This window comes from Proteus sp. G2674 (genome assembly GCF_009915195.1).
In the GTDB taxonomy this organism is placed as follows: Bacteria; Pseudomonadota; Gammaproteobacteria; order Enterobacterales; family Enterobacteriaceae; genus Proteus; species Proteus mirabilis.
In genome coordinates, this window is sequence record NZ_JAABLS010000006.1 from 1 (window position 1) to 18,400 (window position 18,400).

An 18,400-nucleotide genomic window follows, 5' to 3' on the forward strand; every position below is an offset into this window, starting at 1 on the left:
CACGTCCATTTGGTCTTTGTCACAAAATACCGGCGAAAAATATTTGATCAGGATGCAATTGAAAAATTGCGAGGCTACTTTGCCAGTGTTTGTGCTGATTTTGATGTTGAACTGGTTGAAATGGATGGGGAACGGGATCACGTTCATTTACTGATTAATTACCCGCCAAAACTGGCGATATCTAATCTGGTTAACAGCCTTAAAGGGGTATCGAGTCGATTACTTCGACGTGATCGTCCTGATATTGCCCAACGTGATTACTACAAGGGGGTTCTTTGGTCGCCGAGTTATTTCGCGGGGAGTTGTGGTGGCGCACCAATATCCATTATCCGCCAGTATATTGAGCAACAGGAAACACCTAGTTAGTTAAAAAACCGCGCCTTATATCCCCGACCTGAAGGACGGGGTTTTACGGTGCTTTAGATAATCAATCAATGATCAATGCACTAAAGAAAATTGCAGCACAACACGAAACTGAAAATTTTGAAGATGGCTCTACAGGACGAGCATATCGCAAAGCAGCCTTTATTTTTAATAAGGGAGACTCCCTTTTTTCAACCCATCCTTCGATTGAAAATAGAATAGCTGTGCTCGAAGGAAAAAAAACTTTTTAAACCAACAAATTAAAACAAAAGCGTTTATCCATGATTATAGAATAAATACATGAAATAAACGCTTTTTGATTATTCTATCATCATAGGATTGCTTAGCGCTGTTTTTCACCATGATGAAAAATAGCAGTACGTAGACGCTCTTGCTGTTCATAACGCTGAGCAAAGGCTATTGTGTTATCTTTACCTAATTCCACCAGCAATTCGTTCATCGTTTGTATGCTAGCACTGACAATGGCCTCATCAACCTGCTTAATCACTTCCTCATAATGAGACATAATTATTCCTCTTTTCCTATAAAATACTTATTAACTATCATATAACAAGAAAGGAGACGTTCTGTATTTTTAGTCATAAAAAAAGTGATTAAATAGAATTAAGTGGTCTATTTTTGGTTTCTTTACCTAATAACATAACCGCTAGTATCGCTATCACAATGGAAAGGCTAAAAATAAGAAAAATAGTGCTTATTTCAAATTGATATTGCACTAAATAGCCTACCATCAGTGGCCCTAATATTCCGCCAATACGGCCTATTGCCGTCGCCGTTCCAGCGCCTGTAGCTCGTATACCATCAGGATATTGTTCTGGGGTATAGGCATATAATGCCCCCCACGCACCTAAATTAAAAAATGATAACAACATACCAAATACTAATAGTGTGGTTGTGGAATCGGCTACGCTAAAATAGTAAGCGCTAATCGCGGTGCCTGCTAAATAAGTGATTAACACAAATTTACGACCATAACGTTCAATAAACCATGCCGCGGTAAAATAGCCCGGTAACTGAGCGAGTGTCATGATCAACACATATTGAAAGCTTTTAATTAAACTAAAGCCTTTTAACATTGCGACACTCGGTAGCCATAAAAAAATGCCATAATAAGAGAACACCACACAAAACCATAATACCCACAACATCAGTGTTGAACGGCGATATTGAGGTGACCAAATCAATGCCATTGATTGGCGAAGAGATAAACGATTTTGTAATAATAACTGTGTGGAACTGGGTTCTGGTAACTTTGAACGCAAATAGAGTGCATAAACTGCGGGTAGTGCGCTCAATAACATAGCCATACGCCAGCCATAATCAGGAATAATAAAATATGCTATTAACGCGGCAATTAACCACCCTACTGCCCAAAAACTCTCTAATAAAACAACAATACGACCACGCTCATGGGCTTTAACACTTTCACTCACCAATGTGGAAGCAACAGGTAATTCTCCACCTAATCCCATACCAATAAAAAAGCGTAAAATTAATACCACCATTAAGGAGCTTGCTAATGCAGTTAAACCGCAACCAAGGCTAAATAGCAGCAACGTTAAGATAAATACCGGTTTACGACCTTTTCTATCGGCCATAATGCCAAAGACAAAAGCGCCTACGGCCATACCGATAGAATTAATACTGCCAATCCAACCTAATTGCGCTGCTGTTAACCCCCAATCTTCTTTTAATGCCGTTAATAAAAAGGCGAGAAGCCCCACATCCATTGCATCGAAAGTCCACCCCATTCCGGCAATACATAACAATTTACGACGAGAAAGTACCGTTGGTTCTTTTGCTGTTTCGCTTGCCACTGCCATGCTTCTATCCTTTACCATCCCAAAGTTATTTGTTTAGTATACTAAACAAAGAAATTAAACTTGTTAATAGCAAAAGACAAATTTAAATAAAATTTAACATAACTGAATGAAATTTAGCTAAAAAAAATCGGCATCTGTTGTTGCAGACACCGATTTTAATTTTTATTACCTTAAACACTAATTTGTAGATTAGCTTCTTAAACCGCGACCTTTTTCAATTAAGTACCAGGCTACGATATAAAACACGGCAATAAACAGGCATAGTACCGTGATTGTCACCGTTAATGACACATCAGTGATCCCTAAAAAACCATAACGGAAACCGCTTATCATATAAACAATCGGGTTTAATTTAGAAACACCTTGCCAAAATGCTGGTAATAGGGAGAGTGAATAAAACACACCACCTAAATAAGTTAATGGCGTTAAAACAAAGGTGGGAATAATACTAATATCATCAAAGGTTTTCGCAAATATGGCATTTAACAATCCTGCGAGAGAAAAAACAATCGAGGTCATTAATAATGTCACCACAACCATTGTCCAAGAGTGTATCTCTAGTGGTACAAAAAATAGTGAAACCAGAGTGACCAATATCCCAACACAAATACCACGGGCAACACCACCACCCACAAATCCGGCAATAACAACATGGGTCGGTACTGGCGATACTAATAATTCTTCAATACTACGTTGGAATTTAGCGCCAAAAAATGAAGAGGAGACATTAGCATATGAGTTTGTGATCACCGCCATCATAATCAAGCCGGGAACAATAAACTGCATATAATCAACACCGCCCATATCACCAATACGCTTACCAATTAAGTTACCGAAAATAACAAAATAGAGCGACATCGTGATAACAGGAGGAATTAAAGTTTGTACCCAGATACGACCAAAACGGGTCACTTCTTTAATCCAAATCGTCTTGAGGGCTACCCAATACAACTGAATCATTCCCTCTCTCCTTTTTCTGTTTCTGTATGATCTTCATTAACTAAATGCACAAATAACTCTTCAAGGCGGTTAGCTTTATTACGCATACTTAAAACTTGAATACCTTGTGCATTGAGCTGAGCAAAAACCCCATTCAATCCTTGCTCTCTTTTCACATCAACTTCTAGTGTTGATGTATCGACTAAACGATATTGGTAATTTTGTAATTCAGGTAACGGACTTTTTGCCGCTAAGTCTAAAATAAAGGTTTCAGACTCTAATTTACTTAATAAACCTTTCATACTGGTGTTTTCAACCAGTTCACCACGCTGAATAATACCAATATTCCGACACAGCATTTCTGCTTCTTCAAGATAATGTGTGGTTAATATAATAGTGGTACCCTGTGCATTTAAATGTTGTAAAAACGTCCACATTGAACGACGTAATTCAATATCGACTCCCGCCGTTGGCTCATCGAGGATCAGCAATTTAGGCTCATGCATTAATGCACGCGCAATCATTAAACGCCGTTTCATTCCCCCAGATAAAAAACGTGCTCTATCATCTTTTTTCTCCCATAAATCTAATTGGGTTAAATACGTTTTTGCACGCTCTAATGCCACTTTACGTGGTACACCATAGTAGCCAGCCTGATTAAGGACTATTTGTAATACGGTTTCAAAAGGGTTGAAATTGAATTCTTGTGGCACTAATCCGAGTTGTCTTTTAGCATTAACCATATCGGTATCGGTGTCATAGCCAAATACTTTGACTTTACCACTGCTCTTATTCACCAAAGAGCTGATAATCCCTATGGTGGTCGATTTTCCTGCACCATTAGGGCCTAATAGCGCATAAAAATCCCCCGCTTCTACGGTTAAATTAATTCCTTTAAGCGCTTTGACACCATTATGGTAAGTTTTCGTTAACTCGGTTAACTCCAATGCATAAGTCATAAGTGGAAATTACCTTTTATCAACTGCATTATTCAGCATTGACTGAGCTGAAATCAGAAATAGCTATTCAACTAAGCCTTACTCCCCTGAGTGCAAATCAGGATAGGTATAGAAAATGGGCTTAGTTTAATAGGATCAAAATGGAATAAGATATTCTAGAGAAAAATAAGACGTAAATAAACCGTTTTACAGATAATACCTCAAACAGATAAATAAATTTTATTTAACTATTTTAATATTCAGCAGAGCGAACACTGCAATTACTGATCAATAAAAATGACGATTAATTGTAGCTATTTTCCAGTATTAATCTCAATAAAAAGCCAATAATAACTAAATGTTATTATTTAGCCTGTTTAATAGCAATAAATTTATTGGCCTTATTACTCAATCTGACTGATAGATATTATCATGCGCTTTATTACCTCAAATAATTTATCAATAAAAAACGAACAGATACTGTTAACAGGTTTTATCCTCACATTCGCCAGCCTAAAAAACATTAATATTTTTTATAAAAAAATAATTATTCTCGATTATTCAAAATAAGAATAATCGAGTTAACAATCAGTTATCTTTTCACACATTTGATTTACATCAAATAATGTGTTGATAAATTCATTAAACAAATACTGTAAAAAGTTCTATCTTATTTGAAAGCGAAAATAGACAAGCAATTAACTGTCACTTGGCTCAAAAAAAGCCTTCTGATTCATTCAAAAGTAATGGTATAAAAATACCCTTTCTTTATTGAGCTTAAACATCCAACAATAACATTAAAGCTATTTCGTGTTGGCCTACTGTCAGCGCAAATGGTGGGAAACTGAATTTACAGGCAGTCACATCATGATGAGAAAAATTGAAGAACTGTTAGCCAACAATAAACAATGGTCAGGTTCTGTTACAGAAGAAAACCCGCAATTTTTTAAAGAGCTGAGTAAAGGCCAAAAACCTCATTTCTTATGGATTGGTTGTTCAGACAGCCGCGTCCCCGCTGAAAAATTAATTAATGCCGCCCCTGGTGATTTATTTGTACACCGCAATGTGGCAAACCTTGTGATCCACACCGACTTAAACTGTCTTTCTGTTATTCAATATGCCGTTGATGTCCTACAAGTTGAACATATTATTGTTTGTGGTCATTATGGCTGTGGTGGTATTGAAGCTGCTATTGAAGGGACTGAGCTGGGCTTAATTAATAACTGGTTACTGCATATCCGTGATATCTGGTATAAACATAGCTCCATGTTAGGTGAACTCGCACCACAAGATAGATTAAATTTACTCTGCGAACTTAACGTGATAGAACAAGTTTATAACCTTGGTCACTCAACTATTATGCAAGCTGCATGGAAACGTGGACAAAAAGTGATGATCCACGGTTGGGTTTACGGTTTAAACAATGGTGAATTACACGATTTAGATATCACTTCAGATAGTCGTGAAAAACTAGAACTCTCTTATCGCCAAGCTATTGCAAAATTAAGCCATCCACGTTGATTTTCTAATATTAAACCCGCCAAAGCGGGTTTTTTAATATACGATATAAATCAACAAGATTATTCATCTAGTAGCGTTACATGACCAATATAAGGTAGGTGACGATAACGTTGTGCATAATCAATGCCGTAACCTATAACAAACTTATCTTCAATAGAGTAGCCAATCCACTCTACTGGCACATCCACTTCACGACGTGATGGCTTATCAAGTAGCGTACAGATAGCAATAGAGGCAGGCTCACGTAAACTTAAAATCTCTTTAACACGGTTTAAAGTATTACCTGAGTCAATAATATCTTCAACAATCAGAACATCTTTACCACGAATGTCTTCATCAAGATCTTTAATGATTTTAACGTCTCTTGTTGACGTCATTCCATTACCGTAACTTGATACTGTCATAAAATCGACTTCATGTGGCACTTCAATTTCACGACATAAATCCGCCATAAAAATAAAAGAGCCTTTTAATAAGCCAATTAAGACCAAATCGTGTTTTTCTTGACGAGAACGATAATGTTCTGTGATTTCACGACCTAATTCAGCAATACGCTGTTTGATCTCTTCTTCAGAGATCATGACATCAACAATATGTTTCATGATTTATTTCGATTAGGTTAACGGGGAAAGCAACCGATTGTACCAGAATTTCTATCATCATGCGACGTTGTCAATGAAGGAAAATAAGGGAATAAAATATTAGCTTTACTCCCTTTGCAAACTTTTATCGCTAATTTTGTTACTTATTAAAGTAAAAATTATCGACTCACCGTAAAGCCCGCCATCATTCCAGTATCTTCATGCTCTAATAAGTGACAGTGAGCCATAAATGGGTGCTCCTTTGTCGCTAAATGGTCAAATTTTACAAGGATCTCGCTAATTTGCCCTTCCACTCTGACAATATCTTTCCAACCTTGGCGATGTTTTTCAGGTTTACGACCATTTTCCGATAAAATACGGAACTGTGTTCCGTGAACATGGAATGGATGTAACATCATGTCGCCACGACCAGAAACCAACCAGCGTTCATAAACCCCTTGTTTAACATCAAATGCAGGTTCGGTCATTGAGAATGGGATCCCATTGATGCTATTTGCATTATAAATATCGATATCCGCAGAGCCATGACCGCAATTCATGCCGCCCCCCATCATGCCATTTCCATTGCCCTGACGCATATGACTCATACCATGGTGAATTCCCGCCAACGCTTTATCACCGTAACGCTCCGTTAGCGCCATCATACCTTGCATATCTAAACGCATATCCATTCGCAAATGTAATGATCGTGTCGCAATATGACTTAGTGATGGTAATGCAGGAATTAAGGCTAATTGATCAGGTAAAATACCCACCGCTTTTTCTGCTGAAGGCAGTAGACGTAATACAGGTAATACATTATCAAATGGTGCTAATACCATCCCCATTTGTCGGACAGGTAAAGTGACAATATCGAAATCACGTCCATCTGAGGTATCAACCAGTACTTCAAAACGCTCCCCCATTAAAATAGGGAGTTCTGTCACTTTGACTGGTTCCGCTAATAACCCACCATCGCTAGCAATTACATACATTGGTCGGCCATCACTGGTGGCTAAATTAAGACTACGTGCATTACAACCATTGAGGAAACGTAATCTAATCCAACCTTTTGGTACAATGTGTTGCGGTTGAATTGCACCATTAGTGAGCATCATGTCGCCAAACCAACCTACTGCAGCACTCATCACATCAAGTTGATAGTCAATTTGGCCGTTACTGTCTAAGCGTTTGTCTTGTAAAATAACCGGTAAATCATCCACTCCCCAGCGGTGAGGTAACTTTCGCTTGGCTGTTTCGTCATCCTCAATGATCACTAATCCCCCTAATCCCATTGCCACCTGTTTTCCGGTGATCCCATGAGTATGGGGATGAAACCAACATGTCGATTCCGCTTGATCTGGCGTAAAAGTTACTGTTCGTGATTTACCCGGCGCGATAGTCGCTTGAGGGCCTCCATCTTGTTCACCACTTATCTCAAGACCATGCCAATGCACCGTCGTAGTCTCTGGTAGCGTGTTATTGATCTCAATAGTAACAGGCTCACCACGTTTTAATTTTAATGCTGGGCCTAATAAGCTACCGTTATACCCCCAAGTAGTTGTACTTGCTGCAGCAGTAAACTGGGAAACACCTTGTTGGATATTAAGAACAATCTTTTGTTGTTTGTCTGGGCTAATTTGAGGTGGAATAGCGAGTGAAGGCGTGTTAGTTTGGGCGAATGCGAGACGGCTCCAACTTGGTAATAGTGTGACGGCGCTTAATGTTGCCCCTAATTTTAAAAATTCACGACGTTGCATAATGTATTCCTTTGAATAAAATCAATTACTCTATATTTGTCATAATTAGGTAAATAAATTTATCGATAAACTATTGAGCAATGCTAAAGTCTCCCCTTACTGGAAGGTCAAATAGAAACCACACAAAGCAACGGGTCTTTGCAAAACTTTTAACTTAATTAAGTCAAATAACAAATCTTGTGAAATCATCACATATAGGAATGTCACCACTAATGAAAAAAATGTTCGCTTTGTTCTGCACTGTTATTCTTTCTTTTGCCACGCTTTTTTCTTCTAGTGCAAAAGCACTCACTTATACTCAAGCAGAAGACTTAGCTGATTTAACCGCGGTATACCTGTTTTTAAATAATGATTGTGGTTATGAGCAGATCTCAAAACAAAAAATAGAACGAGCGCTGATTATTTTTTCACAATCTCAGCAGTGGGATGTCTCTAATTATTCAATGCTCCCAATGAGCAAGCTTAATGAAGATAGTTATCAGGATTTAAAAAATATACAAATTGCTCATAACAAAAAATGTCAACTACTGGCCCAAAAATCACTTAGCTTACTAAACTATTAATTGTATAAAAAAGCCACTCTATCAAACTGATACAGTGGCTTTTCAATTTATTATGTCTGTCGATATCTTACTGTTATTGCTATTTTACTCACGTTTTCTTTTCTGCTTTCGTTCATTGTAAAACAAGGCAATAGAAGGAATACTTTGAATGATCAACATGCGCAATATATGATTCGACATCACAAAAGCCGCATCGACATTCATAGTGATCGCGGCAAATGTCATTGCTTCCATACTTCCCGGTGCCCAAGCTAATACCAGCGTTGTCCAAGGCGCCCCTGTTAAATAAGCTGCGCTCAATGCAACGATCACCGTTAAAATAACGTTGATAATGACCACCTGCACAGAGGAAAAAGCATTTTTAATTAACGAAGCAAAAGGAAAAACCACAAAATGTGCGCCAATATTCATCCCAATTAACACCATGCTGAGTTCATTTAATAGCATTGGAAAAGCAATCGGCTCACTGACAAAAGATTGTACCAATATTGCACTGCCTAATGATGTCAACATAAACGGTGCTGGAAAATGAATTTTCTGTAATAAAAGCCCAGATACTAGCCCTAACGCGACAATTAATAATAACCACATCGATGACAACAGTGTCATTTCAGGTAATGTAAACTCCGTAAGAGTTGCTTTATCTGAGCCAACAATAAATCCAGCCATAATAATCAATACGATTAAACGAATAGTATGAGAAATAACAATTTTTTGTGGTGGTGTTTTGGTATGATCAGTTAAAGCAAGAATAGCCGCCATCGCGCCAGGTACAGCGCCTAACATAGCCTCTTCTTTTGTCCAACCAATATAACGATGAAACCATAAGAAACTGACAACAAATTGAATGGCTAAACAAATAACGAGGATAATCAAAAGAAGCACTAAATTATCCGCACTCCCTAAATGTACTTGGTTAAACATCAATCCAACAGAGGTGCCTAGGGTTAGTTGGATAAAAGTCAGTGTATGCTTAGGAACAGAGAGCTGCCATTTAAAACGATAAGCAATAATAACCACGACGATTGGCCCAAACATCAACGCCATCGGCAGACCAGATAATGTTAATAACCCACCAATTAGTGCACAAAGCAGAATTCCCGGTAGTTTTTTTAAAAATGACATGTTGTGTTATCCAGTTTTTTTAATTATGGTATTAATCCTATCACTGGTATAAATTTTTAATAAACAAATAATGATAATTTAAATATTATTTTTATTAATATTAAGAGCTAATTATGTCATTAAAAATCACCACCGCCCCGACGACGAATGAAATCAACGAAATTTATGAAGGCTTATTAACACATAACCTTCAGTATATTCAGATGGAGCAATATACGCCCTTAGCCGTTTTTAAAGAGGAAAATGGTAAAAAAATAGGTGGGATCACTGGTGATATATTAGGTAATTGGCTACGTATTCGTTATCTATGGGTTGATAAGGCCTATCGTGGTAACAATATTGGTACAGAATTACTGCAAGCAATGGAAAATACAGCTAAAAAGAAAGGTGCCAAATATGCTGAGGTGGATACTTTTAGCTTTCAAGCCCTGCCTTTTTATCAAAAGCAGGGATTTGAAGTTTTTGGCACCTTAGAAAATTATCCGATTAGTGACAAAAAATATTATTTAAACAAAGTATTATAAATATTTTACACTATAAAATATTTATTTTCCTTCTTCAGATGAGAACGCATAGTTGCTATCTATTATGCTAAGTCCATCTACATTTAATTGTGTAACTTCCTCTTCTTCCATTAATTCAAGAATATCAGCATATTTTAAATTATCTTTTTTTATATTATCTTCGTTTAAATCACCCTTATTTATATTATCTTCATCTAGTTCTGTTTCTTCCTGAATATAAGTTAAATTATATATTCCTTTCCCTATTAATTTACCTCGTTCTATCTCTTTCAGAAGAGGAATTAAATTATATATTTCGTTCAATTCTAATTTACCTAGTTCTAATCCTTTCAGAATAGGAATTAAAGTATATATTTCTTTCAATCCTAATTTACCTAGTTCTATCTCTTTCAGAATAGAAATTAAAGTATATATCTCTTTCGATTCTAATTTACCTAGTTCCATCCCTTTCAGAAGAGGAATTAAAGTATATATTTCGTCCCATTCTAATTTATCTAGTTCCATCCTTTTCAGAATAGAAATTAAAGTATATATTCCGTCCCATTCTAATTTATCTAGTTCTATCTCTTTCAGAATAGAAATTAAAGTATATATTTCGTTATCTCCTAATTTACCTCGTTCTATCTCTTTCAGAATAGAAATTAAAGTATATATTTCTTTTCCTCCTAATTTATCTATTTCTATTTTTTCCAGAATAGAAGTTAAATAGGATATTTCATCGCCTTTAACATATTTCTTTAATTTTTCCTGAATATTTTCACCTCCTTCAGAAAGATTAAGTTCAGAATCTATATTGTCTTTATTAATAGTATTATTTAGCAAAGAATCGTCCCACTGTAACTCACCCTCAAAATAAGCGACATTATCATCTGTACTTTTATCTAGTATTATATCTTCGCCATCATAAAACTTATTTATATATTTTTCAATCCAAATATCTTGCACTTTATTAAGTGAATAGTCATATACACAATCAATATTCGCGTCATTAAGAATTACACCCATTATACTTTCTTCATAAATAATTACATTCATTATTTTACGTAACTGTACTGGAAATTTTTCTTGAAGTTGCTCTACCTCTACCATAAGAGGAGGATTATATTTTGAAACACAGACTAGAAAGTTTATTTTAGACAGAAATTTTTCTTTCTCCTTATTACTTGAAAAATTAGCTAGTATTCTTTCATTACTATTTTTAAATCGAGTTTCATTATCATACCTTATCAACACTTCATTAAATATTTTTATAACATCTTCTTTTTTTATTCTTTCAACTCTTTCCTTAATAATATTTTTAAATTTATCCGCCAGATGATTATAATCTGTATTTGATGAATTTCGGCAAAAGGCCTCCGCTCGTTGCAACTCATTTAAATAATTGAAGAAACTATATCTATCTTTAAAACTTGAATTTTCATTATCTATTAAAGAGAGAAAATGGTTTAGGTTATGATATTCAGTTGCAATTGTAACTATCTCATCTTTTCCCCTATCTACATTATCTTTTTTTGTTGGTTTATTATTAAACTCATCTATCTTACACTTTAAATCTTTCACCTTACTCTCTAAATAAGTAAGTATTTCATTATATTTATTTAAATCCCCATCTCTATTACTTATTCCCATTCTACCGGTTTGGCTAATTGCAAAAAACATTGTAAATCGTTCCATCATATGAATAATTTTTTTTATAAAACTTGGCTTAGCCGTTGTATTAGAAATATCCTTTATGTTCTTTGCTAAAGTTACATAACATGATCCTAAATAGTCTTTCTTAGTAGATAACTCTATTCTCTTATTAAATACACCAAAACCATTAACTTTATCCATTTTATTGCCCTTACATTAACAAATTAACTGTTTATTTTATTCTTTTTATCAATTTATACTTACAAAAATAACACAGTAGTAATTAATTAATCATTTACAATAAAAATCACATTTAATTTAAAATATAAATAAAAAAGATATCAAAAATGATATCTTTTTTAGTTTAATGATTTGTATTCCGCTGTAATTTAAAAAATAATTTATCGTTTAATCATTCTTTTAAATCGTTATACACTGTTGCTCTTGAAACACCGAGGTATTGCGCTGTAATTTCCATTGCTTTGCGAAGTGAAAGGTAACCTTCATCCTGTAAACACAATAGCAATTCGCGTCGTTGATGCGGTTTCAATGCTCTTGGTGTCACTGAATAAGTTGCAGAAAATTCATCAATACGTTTTTTCAACGAATCTTCTGTTACTGAGCTAAAAGTTTCAATGATATGATTTCCCTCTTCAAGAGTCGAAAATTGATTTAATACCATTTGTAAACCTTTAATCATCGATATATCAATATTTAAACATAAAGCAGCAACATAATTGCCTTGTTTATCTTTAATACCTATCGATGTACTTTTAGCTGTTCTACCATCAGGAAACTGATTAGGATAGTTTGCAACAATTTGTGGAAAATCAGACGATTCAATCCTTGCCATACCTAGCTCAGTCGCTCTATCCCCCACTTTTCGACCTGATAGATTATTTTCAATCACCATAATGGTATTTTCACTATCGGTCAGATCATGAAGTACAACTTCACAAAAAGGCGATAATGTTTTACCAATGCCCTGTGCAATATATTTTAGTTGTTCTACCAGCCACTCTTGGTCTGCAGTTTTGTGTGACATAACGATCCTACAATAGCTAAAACGTAAATGATTTATACAATTTTAACCGATTTATTCAAATAATTAATCGTTATCTATCGGAAAATCTGACTTTGCCTGATTTAAAATAGCTTTAGCCATCCATTGGGTCATATCAATGACCTGCTGATCATCCATTTTCCAGATATCTTTCATTACTAAAAAAACTTCAGAACCATAAATAAGTGAGAAAGCTTTTATCACTTTATCCCACATTTCTTGCGGATAATGCGCTTTTAATGGTTCGATGACTTTAAGTAAGATCTCTTTACGATGACCACGAATAAATCGTTTTTCTGTATATTCGCTTGATTGTCGCTCTTTAGCCCACTGCTGTAATGAAACCTGCAATGCGCCACGCAACGCCCCTTCATGTTTAAACATTTGTGGATAAGCAAGATTGAGCAACGCAGTAATACGCTGTTGTGTATTATCTTCTGGAGTGGGCTGCCATGCAATGATCGGTGCTAAACTTGCATTAACAGTAGCACTAATTAAATCACTTTGAGTGGGAAAATAGCGATACGCCGTTGCCCTTGAAACACCAGCATGTGCTGCAAGCTCTGATACGGTAGGTAACATCCCTTGTTCAAAAAGTTGCAATGCCGTTGTCACCAATAATTGGTAGGTTCTTTTTCGAGTACCTGACATTGTATCTATTTCATTACGACTAAAACTCATAAAAATTCCTTCGCTATTACTCCACTTTTCGTGGCTACTATACTGATTTTAAGAACTATTCTTAATACGATTAAAGTTTACTTTAGGCGATTGAGTCTACCTAAGCGACATTTAAAAGAGAAAAAATAAAAATAATGAGACATGCGTCTCAAAATAATGCTATTATAAATGAAACTCAAGTCTCATTGTGATTATAATCTACACGTCAATAATCATAAAAGGTAAGGGAAGGCTTATGAAACAGTATGCTGGCTTCATTTATATTGCGACTACGCTTGATACTAAAAGCGCTGAAATTTTTTATGTCAGTGAATTAATAAAGAAAGCAGGCCTTCCTGTCAAAACCGTAGATTTGACAACCAAACCTACAGCATTAGAAAGAGAAGCCGACGTCACAGCTGCACAAGTTGCTAGTTACCATCCTGATGGAAAAAACGCCGTGTTTTGCGGTGACCGTGGAAAAGCTATCGCAGCAATGTCCGTCGCTTTTGAACGTTATTTAACCCACTGTGACGATGTCCTCGCTATTTTAGGATTAGGCGGTTCAGGGGGAACGGCATTGATTACACCAGCAATGCAATCTTTGCCCATTGGCGTACCTAAATTGATGGTATCGACTATGGCTTCCGGTGATATCTCCGGATATATCGGCGCTAGCGATATTTCAATGATGTACTCCGTAACAGATGTATCCGGCTTAAACCGTATCTCTCGTAAGGTATTGAGAAATGCGGCCAACCAAATTGCCGGCGCTGTTTATTTTTACCAAGAAGAAAATAGTGTTGATAAACCGGCTGTTGCATTAACGATGTTTGGTGTAACTACGCCTTGTATTCAACAACTAACTAAAAAACTTGAAAATAATTATGACTGTTTAGTTTTCCATGCGACAGGGAGTGGCGGTAAAGCCATGGAAAAACTGATAGACAGCCACTTACTTCATAGTGTTCTTGATCTAACAACAACCGAAGTATGTGATTATTTATTTGAGGGTGTCCTTGCTTGTGATGAAGATCGTTTTGGTGCCATCGCCCGCACTAAAACACCTTGTATCGTCTCTTGTGGCGCGTTGGATATGGTGAACTTTGGTCGCCCTGCTACCGTACCTGAGAAATATAAAGATCGTCATTTTTATCACCATAATTCGCAAGTCACCTTAATGCGTACAACACCAAGGGAAAATCGTCAAATGGGGATCTGGATCGCTGAAAAATTGAATCAGTGTGAAGGCCCTCTGACGTTTATTTTTCCACAGGGCGGTTTTTCTGCTTTAGATATTGAAGGGGGGCCATTCTGGGATCCTCAAGCAAACCAAGCATTTTTTGATGCATTTATAACAACATTTAAAGAGACCGAGACTCGTCAATTAGTCATCAGTCCATATCACATAAATTCTGCTGAATTTAATCAGCAAGTTTATGATTTACACCAGGAACTTATTTGCTAACCACGGAGAAAGAAGTATGACTTATTCACGTGAAGTATTACTCAAAAAATTTAATGACATGATCGCACGTAAAGAGCCTATTATTGGTGGCGGTGCGGGAACAGGTCTTTCCGCAAAATGCGAAGAAGCTGGCGGTATCGATCTGATTGTTATCTATAATTCAGGTCGTTATCGTATGGCGGGTCGTGGCTCTCTGGCAGGATTATTAGCCTATGGCAATGCCAATGAAATTGTTATGGATATGGCAAAAGAAGTATTGCCTGTTGTAAAACAGACACCTGTGCTTGCCGGGGTTAATGGTACAGATCCATTCTGCAATTTTGATAAGTTTTTAGATGACGTTAAAGCCATCGGTTTTGCTGGCGTACAAAACTTCCCAACCGTTGGTTTAATTGATGGTAACTTCCGCGCTAATCTAGAAGAAACAGGTATGGGTTATGCTCTTGAAGTAGAGATGATCCGCAAAGCACATGAAAAAGGCTTACTCACAACACCTTATGTTTTTAGTCGTGAAGATGCCATTGCAATGACACAAGCCGGTGCAGATATTATTGTTCCTCATATGGGTTTAACTACTGGTGGCAATATTGGTGCAGAAACAGCCGTTACTTTAGATGATTGTGTCGCCCTTATTAACGATTGGGCAAAAGCTGCAAAATCAGTACGTTCTGACGTGATTGTACTTTGTCATGGTGGCCCTATAGCAACACCAAAAGATGCGCAATATATCCTTGATAACTGTCCTGATTGCCATGGTTTTTATGGCGCAAGTTCAATGGAACGTTTACCAACAGAAGTCGCTTTAACTGCAACAACAAAAGAGTTTAAAAATATTAAACGCTAATCTCAAATCATCAAGTTTGCCTAAGCGTTGATCCTATTGCCCACATCATGTGGGCAATATTTTATTCGTAAGAAGCCTAACTGATTACACCAGTTTTGCGATTAATGTATTTAAATCCCCTGCTAAAAAATCAACGGGGGGAATTTCAATCACAGTATAGGCACCCGCTTGTTGTTTCATACTTGCTCTGGCTGCAGAAACCATAAATTGAGATGTTAATGCTGGATTATTAATATGCATAGCATATTCAAATAATTGATTGTGTGTTTTGCCTGACACCCCTTTATGGGTCATTTGTACTCCGTGACCAACATCTTTTAAGCTATCAACACTATCAACTTGTTTAATATGTGTTTCATCAGATGAGAAATAGCTGTCGGCCTTAATGGCTTGCTCAACCTGTGCAAAGTTAGCACCCGTTTCTAATTCAACATAAACCATACGCCGATGAATACCAGTACCTAATGGAATAGTCATTGATAGCGCATCTCTTACACCATCAATAGCTTTAGCGGCAACACTATGACCCATACTCATACCGGGACCAAAATTAGTGTAGGTAATACCTTTAGGTGACATAGCTAACATTAAAGTACGAATAATAGAGTCTGAACCCGGATCCCAACCCGCTGAAATCACTGCAACACGGTTATGCTTTTTCGCCACCTCATCCAGTTCTGTTTTTAATGCAACGATATCACTGTGGACATCAAAACTATCAACGGTATTAATGCCTAAGCTCAATATCGATTTAGCCAAATCTTTAATGGCTCTCGTTGGTGAACATAATAAAGCAACATCCACCTTACCTAAGCTTTTAATATCACTTGTTACTGTTATATTTCGCAGTTCTTCTGGAATATTTTGACTATCACGGCGAACTACCCCCACTAACTCAAAATCAGGTGCTGCAAGTACTGCATCTAGTGCAAAGCGCCCAATATTGCCATAGCCCACAATAGCGACTTTTATTTTAGTATTCATTTATTTCCCTGTTCTCGTTGTTAATCATTATTGAATGATAATAATGTTTAATAATCAATGAATAAAACATATAAAAAGTTTTTTTGCTACTGGTTCATCAATTTAGCTATTCCCTTATTCATAAAGCATGTAAAATCGCTCCACTTTCCTCTGATTATATTTACAACACTATTTCACTCGTTTTTAAGAAGGTTTTCAATGCATCAATCTGATGTAGCGGATCGCTCACTTTTTTCCCTTAGCTGGCCTATTTTTATTGATATTTTTCTTCATCTTGCCACGCTATTGATTAACACTTACATGATAAGTCATGTCTCTACTGCCTATTTAGCTGCAATGGGCGTAGGTAACCAAGTTTTTGATCTTTTTATCACCATATTTAACTTTATTAGTGTGGGATGTAGCGTTGTTATTGCTCAATATTTAGGCGCCGGTAAGCGCGATAAAGCGAGTCAAGCTATTCATATTTCTATCGCCTTTAACTTTTTGCTGGGCTTTAGTAGTGCCATTATTATTATCTTTTTTGGCTACAACATTCTAAATGTAATGAATACGCCAGAGCATTTAGTACAAGATGGCTATAACTATCTCCATATTTTGGGTATTTGTCTTATTCCTGAAGCAATTTCAATTATCTTAGCTGCCTGTTTGCGGGTTTATGGTAAATCGAAAGCGGCGATGTATGTGACGTTAATTGCCAATATTGTCACTGTTATCGGCAATATGATTGTACTATATGGTTTCTTTGGGCTTCCACAATACGGTTTAGTGGGTGTTGCATGGTCAACGGTTGTCGGTCGTATTATTGCCGTTGTCTTATTATGTGGTCTTTTATTCTATGGATTAAGAATTAAATTCGATATAAGACTATTAGTGATTTGGTCTAAAAATATGTTAGCCAAAATTCTACATATTGGTTTACCTGCTGCAGGTGAAAACCTAGTGTGGATTTTACATTATATGACCGCCTCTGCCTTTATAGGCTTAATGGGAGAAGTTCCTCTCGCCGCACAAACACTCTATTTCCAACTATCATTATTCTTAATGTTATTTGGCATTGCGATTAGCATTGGTAATGAAATATTAGTCGGTCATTTAGTTGGTGCAAAACGATTTGATGAAGCGTTTACACGGGGTTTTAAAAACCTAAAAGCAGGTGTGCTATTTACTATTGGTGTGGTGATTATTTATTGGTTTATGCGTGATCCTATTTTGTATTCTATCACCGAAGATCAACGCATTATCGACCAACTGTTACCTTTATTTATTTTATCGGTCTTTTTGGAGCCTGGGCGTACATTTAATATTGTTATGGTTAATGCGTTACGTGCAGCCGGAGATGCCAAATTCCCACTCATTACAGCCGTTTGTTTTATGTGGGGAGTTGCTATTCCTGTTGGCTATTTCCTTGGTATAAAAATGGAAATGGGGTTAATTGGGATTTGGATAGGTTTTCTTTGCGATGAGTGGCTACGAGGCTTAACGAATGCATGGCGTTGGCGCTCTCGTAAATGGCAAGCTAAGCGCTTAGATATTTGATGCTCTTTCAAGGCCTAATAATATTATTAGGCCTTGAGAAACTGGCTATAAA

The 18,400-nt window shown here is 36.5% G+C and carries 18 protein-coding genes and 1 pseudogene; 8 read left to right on the forward strand and 11 right to left on the reverse strand.

Annotation, left to right across the window (positions count from 1 at the left end; translation table 11 throughout):
• Together tnpA and GWI58_RS01485 are read left to right on the forward strand one after the other, a co-directional pair.
• A partial coding sequence (gene tnpA / locus GWI58_RS01480; protein WP_161768849.1) for an IS200/IS605 family transposase occupies positions 1-366 on the forward strand: 366 nt, incomplete at its 5' end.
• Between the two features lie 56 nt (positions 367-422).
• Positions 423-614: pseudogene (locus tag GWI58_RS01485) on the forward strand (zinc metalloprotease HtpX); the annotation flags it as partial.
• Between the two features lie 92 nt (positions 615-706).
• Here GWI58_RS01485 and GWI58_RS01490 read toward each other — a convergent pair.
• From GWI58_RS01490 to GWI58_RS01505, 4 genes are all read right to left on the reverse strand, one after another.
• Positions 707-889 carry a DUF2526 family protein gene (locus tag GWI58_RS01490; protein ID WP_110229786.1) on the reverse strand — a complete coding sequence of 61 codons (183 nt, stop codon included), beginning with the start codon at positions 887-889 and terminating at the stop codon, positions 707-709.
• Between the two features lie 88 nt (positions 890-977).
• Positions 978-2,207: an MFS transporter gene (locus tag GWI58_RS01495; protein ID WP_036894246.1), complete on the reverse strand. Its 1,230-nt coding sequence runs from the start codon at positions 2,205-2,207 to the stop codon at positions 978-980.
• Between the two features lie 189 nt (positions 2,208-2,396).
• Entirely contained in the window at positions 2,397-3,167 is a 771-nt protein-coding gene (locus GWI58_RS01500; RefSeq protein WP_004245036.1) for an ABC transporter permease, read from the reverse strand.
• Positions 3,164-4,105, reverse strand: a complete 942-nt coding sequence (locus GWI58_RS01505; protein WP_004245037.1) for an ABC transporter ATP-binding protein — start codon at positions 4,103-4,105, stop codon at positions 3,164-3,166. The genes GWI58_RS01500 and GWI58_RS01505 overlap by 4 nt, the downstream gene beginning before the upstream one ends.
• An 846-nt stretch (positions 4,106-4,951) precedes the next feature.
• Between GWI58_RS01505 and can the strand changes: the two genes are divergently transcribed.
• On the forward strand, positions 4,952-5,605 hold the full coding sequence (gene can / locus GWI58_RS01510) for a carbonate dehydratase (protein ID WP_020945227.1): 654 nt from the start codon (positions 4,952-4,954) through the stop codon (positions 5,603-5,605).
• Positions 5,606-5,664: 59 nt separating this feature from the next.
• Here can and hpt read toward each other — a convergent pair whose 3' ends face one another.
• Together hpt and cueO are read right to left on the reverse strand one after the other, a co-directional pair.
• Positions 5,665-6,207: a hypoxanthine phosphoribosyltransferase gene (hpt, locus tag GWI58_RS01515; protein ID WP_004245039.1), complete on the reverse strand. Its 543-nt coding sequence runs from the start codon at positions 6,205-6,207 to the stop codon at positions 5,665-5,667.
• 158 nt (positions 6,208-6,365) lie between these two features.
• Positions 6,366-7,946, reverse strand: coding sequence for a multicopper oxidase CueO (gene cueO, locus GWI58_RS01520; protein ID WP_110229785.1), 1,581 nt, complete (start codon positions 7,944-7,946; stop codon positions 6,366-6,368).
• Between the two features lie 212 nt (positions 7,947-8,158).
• Here cueO and GWI58_RS01525 point away from each other — a divergent pair, with 212 nt between their 5' ends.
• Positions 8,159-8,509, forward strand: coding sequence for a YacC family pilotin-like protein (locus GWI58_RS01525; RefSeq protein WP_004247264.1), 351 nt, complete (start codon positions 8,159-8,161; stop codon positions 8,507-8,509).
• 84 nt (positions 8,510-8,593) lie between these two features.
• Here GWI58_RS01525 and GWI58_RS01530 read toward each other — a convergent pair whose 3' ends face one another.
• Entirely contained in the window at positions 8,594-9,634 is a 1,041-nt protein-coding gene (locus GWI58_RS01530; RefSeq protein ID WP_161768850.1) for an AbrB family transcriptional regulator, read from the reverse strand.
• Positions 9,635-9,747: 113 nt separating this feature from the next.
• Here GWI58_RS01530 and GWI58_RS01535 point away from each other — a divergent pair, with 113 nt between their 5' ends.
• Positions 9,748-10,158, forward strand: a complete 411-nt coding sequence (locus GWI58_RS01535) for a GNAT family N-acetyltransferase (protein ID WP_004245043.1) — start codon at positions 9,748-9,750, stop codon at positions 10,156-10,158.
• A gap of 21 nt (positions 10,159-10,179) precedes the next feature.
• On the opposite strand, the gene GWI58_RS01540 is transcribed toward GWI58_RS01535, so the two are convergent.
• The 3 genes from GWI58_RS01540 to GWI58_RS01550 all read right to left on the reverse strand — a co-directional run bounded on the left by GWI58_RS01540 (position 10,180) and on the right by GWI58_RS01550 (position 13,534).
• On the reverse strand, positions 10,180-11,991 hold the full coding sequence (locus GWI58_RS01540) for a hypothetical protein (RefSeq protein WP_161768851.1): 1,812 nt from the start codon (positions 11,989-11,991) through the stop codon (positions 10,180-10,182).
• A gap of 211 nt (positions 11,992-12,202) precedes the next feature.
• Positions 12,203-12,835: a helix-turn-helix transcriptional regulator gene (locus GWI58_RS01545; RefSeq protein ID WP_004245045.1), complete on the reverse strand. Its 633-nt coding sequence runs from the start codon at positions 12,833-12,835 to the stop codon at positions 12,203-12,205.
• A gap of 63 nt (positions 12,836-12,898) precedes the next feature.
• Positions 12,899-13,534, reverse strand: a complete 636-nt coding sequence (locus GWI58_RS01550) for a TetR/AcrR family transcriptional regulator (RefSeq protein WP_094959386.1) — start codon at positions 13,532-13,534, stop codon at positions 12,899-12,901.
• A gap of 235 nt (positions 13,535-13,769) precedes the next feature.
• Here GWI58_RS01550 and GWI58_RS01555 point away from each other — a divergent pair, with 235 nt between their 5' ends.
• Together GWI58_RS01555 and GWI58_RS01560 are read left to right on the forward strand one after the other, a co-directional pair.
• On the forward strand, positions 13,770-14,981 hold the full coding sequence (locus GWI58_RS01555) for a Tm-1-like ATP-binding domain-containing protein (RefSeq protein WP_004247258.1): 1,212 nt from the start codon (positions 13,770-13,772) through the stop codon (positions 14,979-14,981).
• 16 nt (positions 14,982-14,997) lie between these two features.
• Positions 14,998-15,825: a phosphoenolpyruvate hydrolase family protein gene (locus tag GWI58_RS01560; RefSeq protein WP_004247257.1), complete on the forward strand. Its 828-nt coding sequence runs from the start codon at positions 14,998-15,000 to the stop codon at positions 15,823-15,825.
• 84 nt (positions 15,826-15,909) lie between these two features.
• Here GWI58_RS01560 and GWI58_RS01565 read toward each other — a convergent pair whose 3' ends face one another.
• Positions 15,910-16,809: a diaminopimelate dehydrogenase gene (locus GWI58_RS01565; RefSeq protein ID WP_110229782.1), complete on the reverse strand. Its 900-nt coding sequence runs from the start codon at positions 16,807-16,809 to the stop codon at positions 15,910-15,912.
• 198 nt (positions 16,810-17,007) lie between these two features.
• Here GWI58_RS01565 and GWI58_RS01570 point away from each other — a divergent pair, with 198 nt between their 5' ends.
• The gene (locus tag GWI58_RS01570; protein ID WP_161768852.1) at positions 17,008-18,348 is read left to right on the forward strand and encodes an MATE family efflux transporter; all 1,341 of its coding nucleotides are present in this window, start codon (positions 17,008-17,010) and stop codon (positions 18,346-18,348) included.
• The last annotated feature ends 52 nt before the right edge of the window (positions 18,349-18,400 follow it).

Bases quoted from the DNA above. Each gene is read 5' to 3' on its own strand.
- GWI58_RS01495 (WP_036894246.1), bottom strand. From the start codon at position 2,207: ATGGCAGTGGCAAGCGAAACAGCAAAAGAACCAACGGTACTTTCTCGT.
- hpt (WP_004245039.1), bottom strand. From the start codon at position 6,207: ATGAAACATATTGTTGATGTCATGATCTCTGAAGAAGAGATCAAACAG.
- GWI58_RS01525 (WP_004247264.1), top strand. From the start codon at position 8,159: ATGAAAAAAATGTTCGCTTTGTTCTGCACTGTTATTCTTTCTTTTGCC.
- GWI58_RS01550 (WP_094959386.1), bottom strand. From the start codon at position 13,534: ATGAGTTTTAGTCGTAATGAAATAGATACAATGTCAGGTACTCGAAAA.
- GWI58_RS01500 (WP_004245036.1), bottom strand. From the start codon at position 3,167: ATGATTCAGTTGTATTGGGTAGCCCTCAAGACGATTTGGATTAAAGAA.
- can (WP_020945227.1), top strand. From the start codon at position 4,952: ATGATGAGAAAAATTGAAGAACTGTTAGCCAACAATAAACAATGGTCA.
- GWI58_RS01560 (WP_004247257.1), top strand. From the start codon at position 14,998: ATGACTTATTCACGTGAAGTATTACTCAAAAAATTTAATGACATGATC.
- GWI58_RS01540 (WP_161768851.1), bottom strand. From the start codon at position 11,991: ATGGATAAAGTTAATGGTTTTGGTGTATTTAATAAGAGAATAGAGTTA.
- GWI58_RS01490 (WP_110229786.1), bottom strand. From the start codon at position 889: ATGTCTCATTATGAGGAAGTGATTAAGCAGGTTGATGAGGCCATTGTC.
- GWI58_RS01570 (WP_161768852.1), top strand. From the start codon at position 17,008: ATGCATCAATCTGATGTAGCGGATCGCTCACTTTTTTCCCTTAGCTGG.
- GWI58_RS01505 (WP_004245037.1), bottom strand. From the start codon at position 4,105: ATGACTTATGCATTGGAGTTAACCGAGTTAACGAAAACTTACCATAAT.
- GWI58_RS01545 (WP_004245045.1), bottom strand. From the start codon at position 12,835: ATGTCACACAAAACTGCAGACCAAGAGTGGCTGGTAGAACAACTAAAA.
- GWI58_RS01565 (WP_110229782.1), bottom strand. From the start codon at position 16,809: ATGAATACTAAAATAAAAGTCGCTATTGTGGGCTATGGCAATATTGGG.
- GWI58_RS01535 (WP_004245043.1), top strand. From the start codon at position 9,748: ATGTCATTAAAAATCACCACCGCCCCGACGACGAATGAAATCAACGAA.
- GWI58_RS01555 (WP_004247258.1), top strand. From the start codon at position 13,770: ATGAAACAGTATGCTGGCTTCATTTATATTGCGACTACGCTTGATACT.
- GWI58_RS01530 (WP_161768850.1), bottom strand. From the start codon at position 9,634: ATGTCATTTTTAAAAAAACTACCGGGAATTCTGCTTTGTGCACTAATT.
- cueO (WP_110229785.1), bottom strand. From the start codon at position 7,946: ATGCAACGTCGTGAATTTTTAAAATTAGGGGCAACATTAAGCGCCGTC.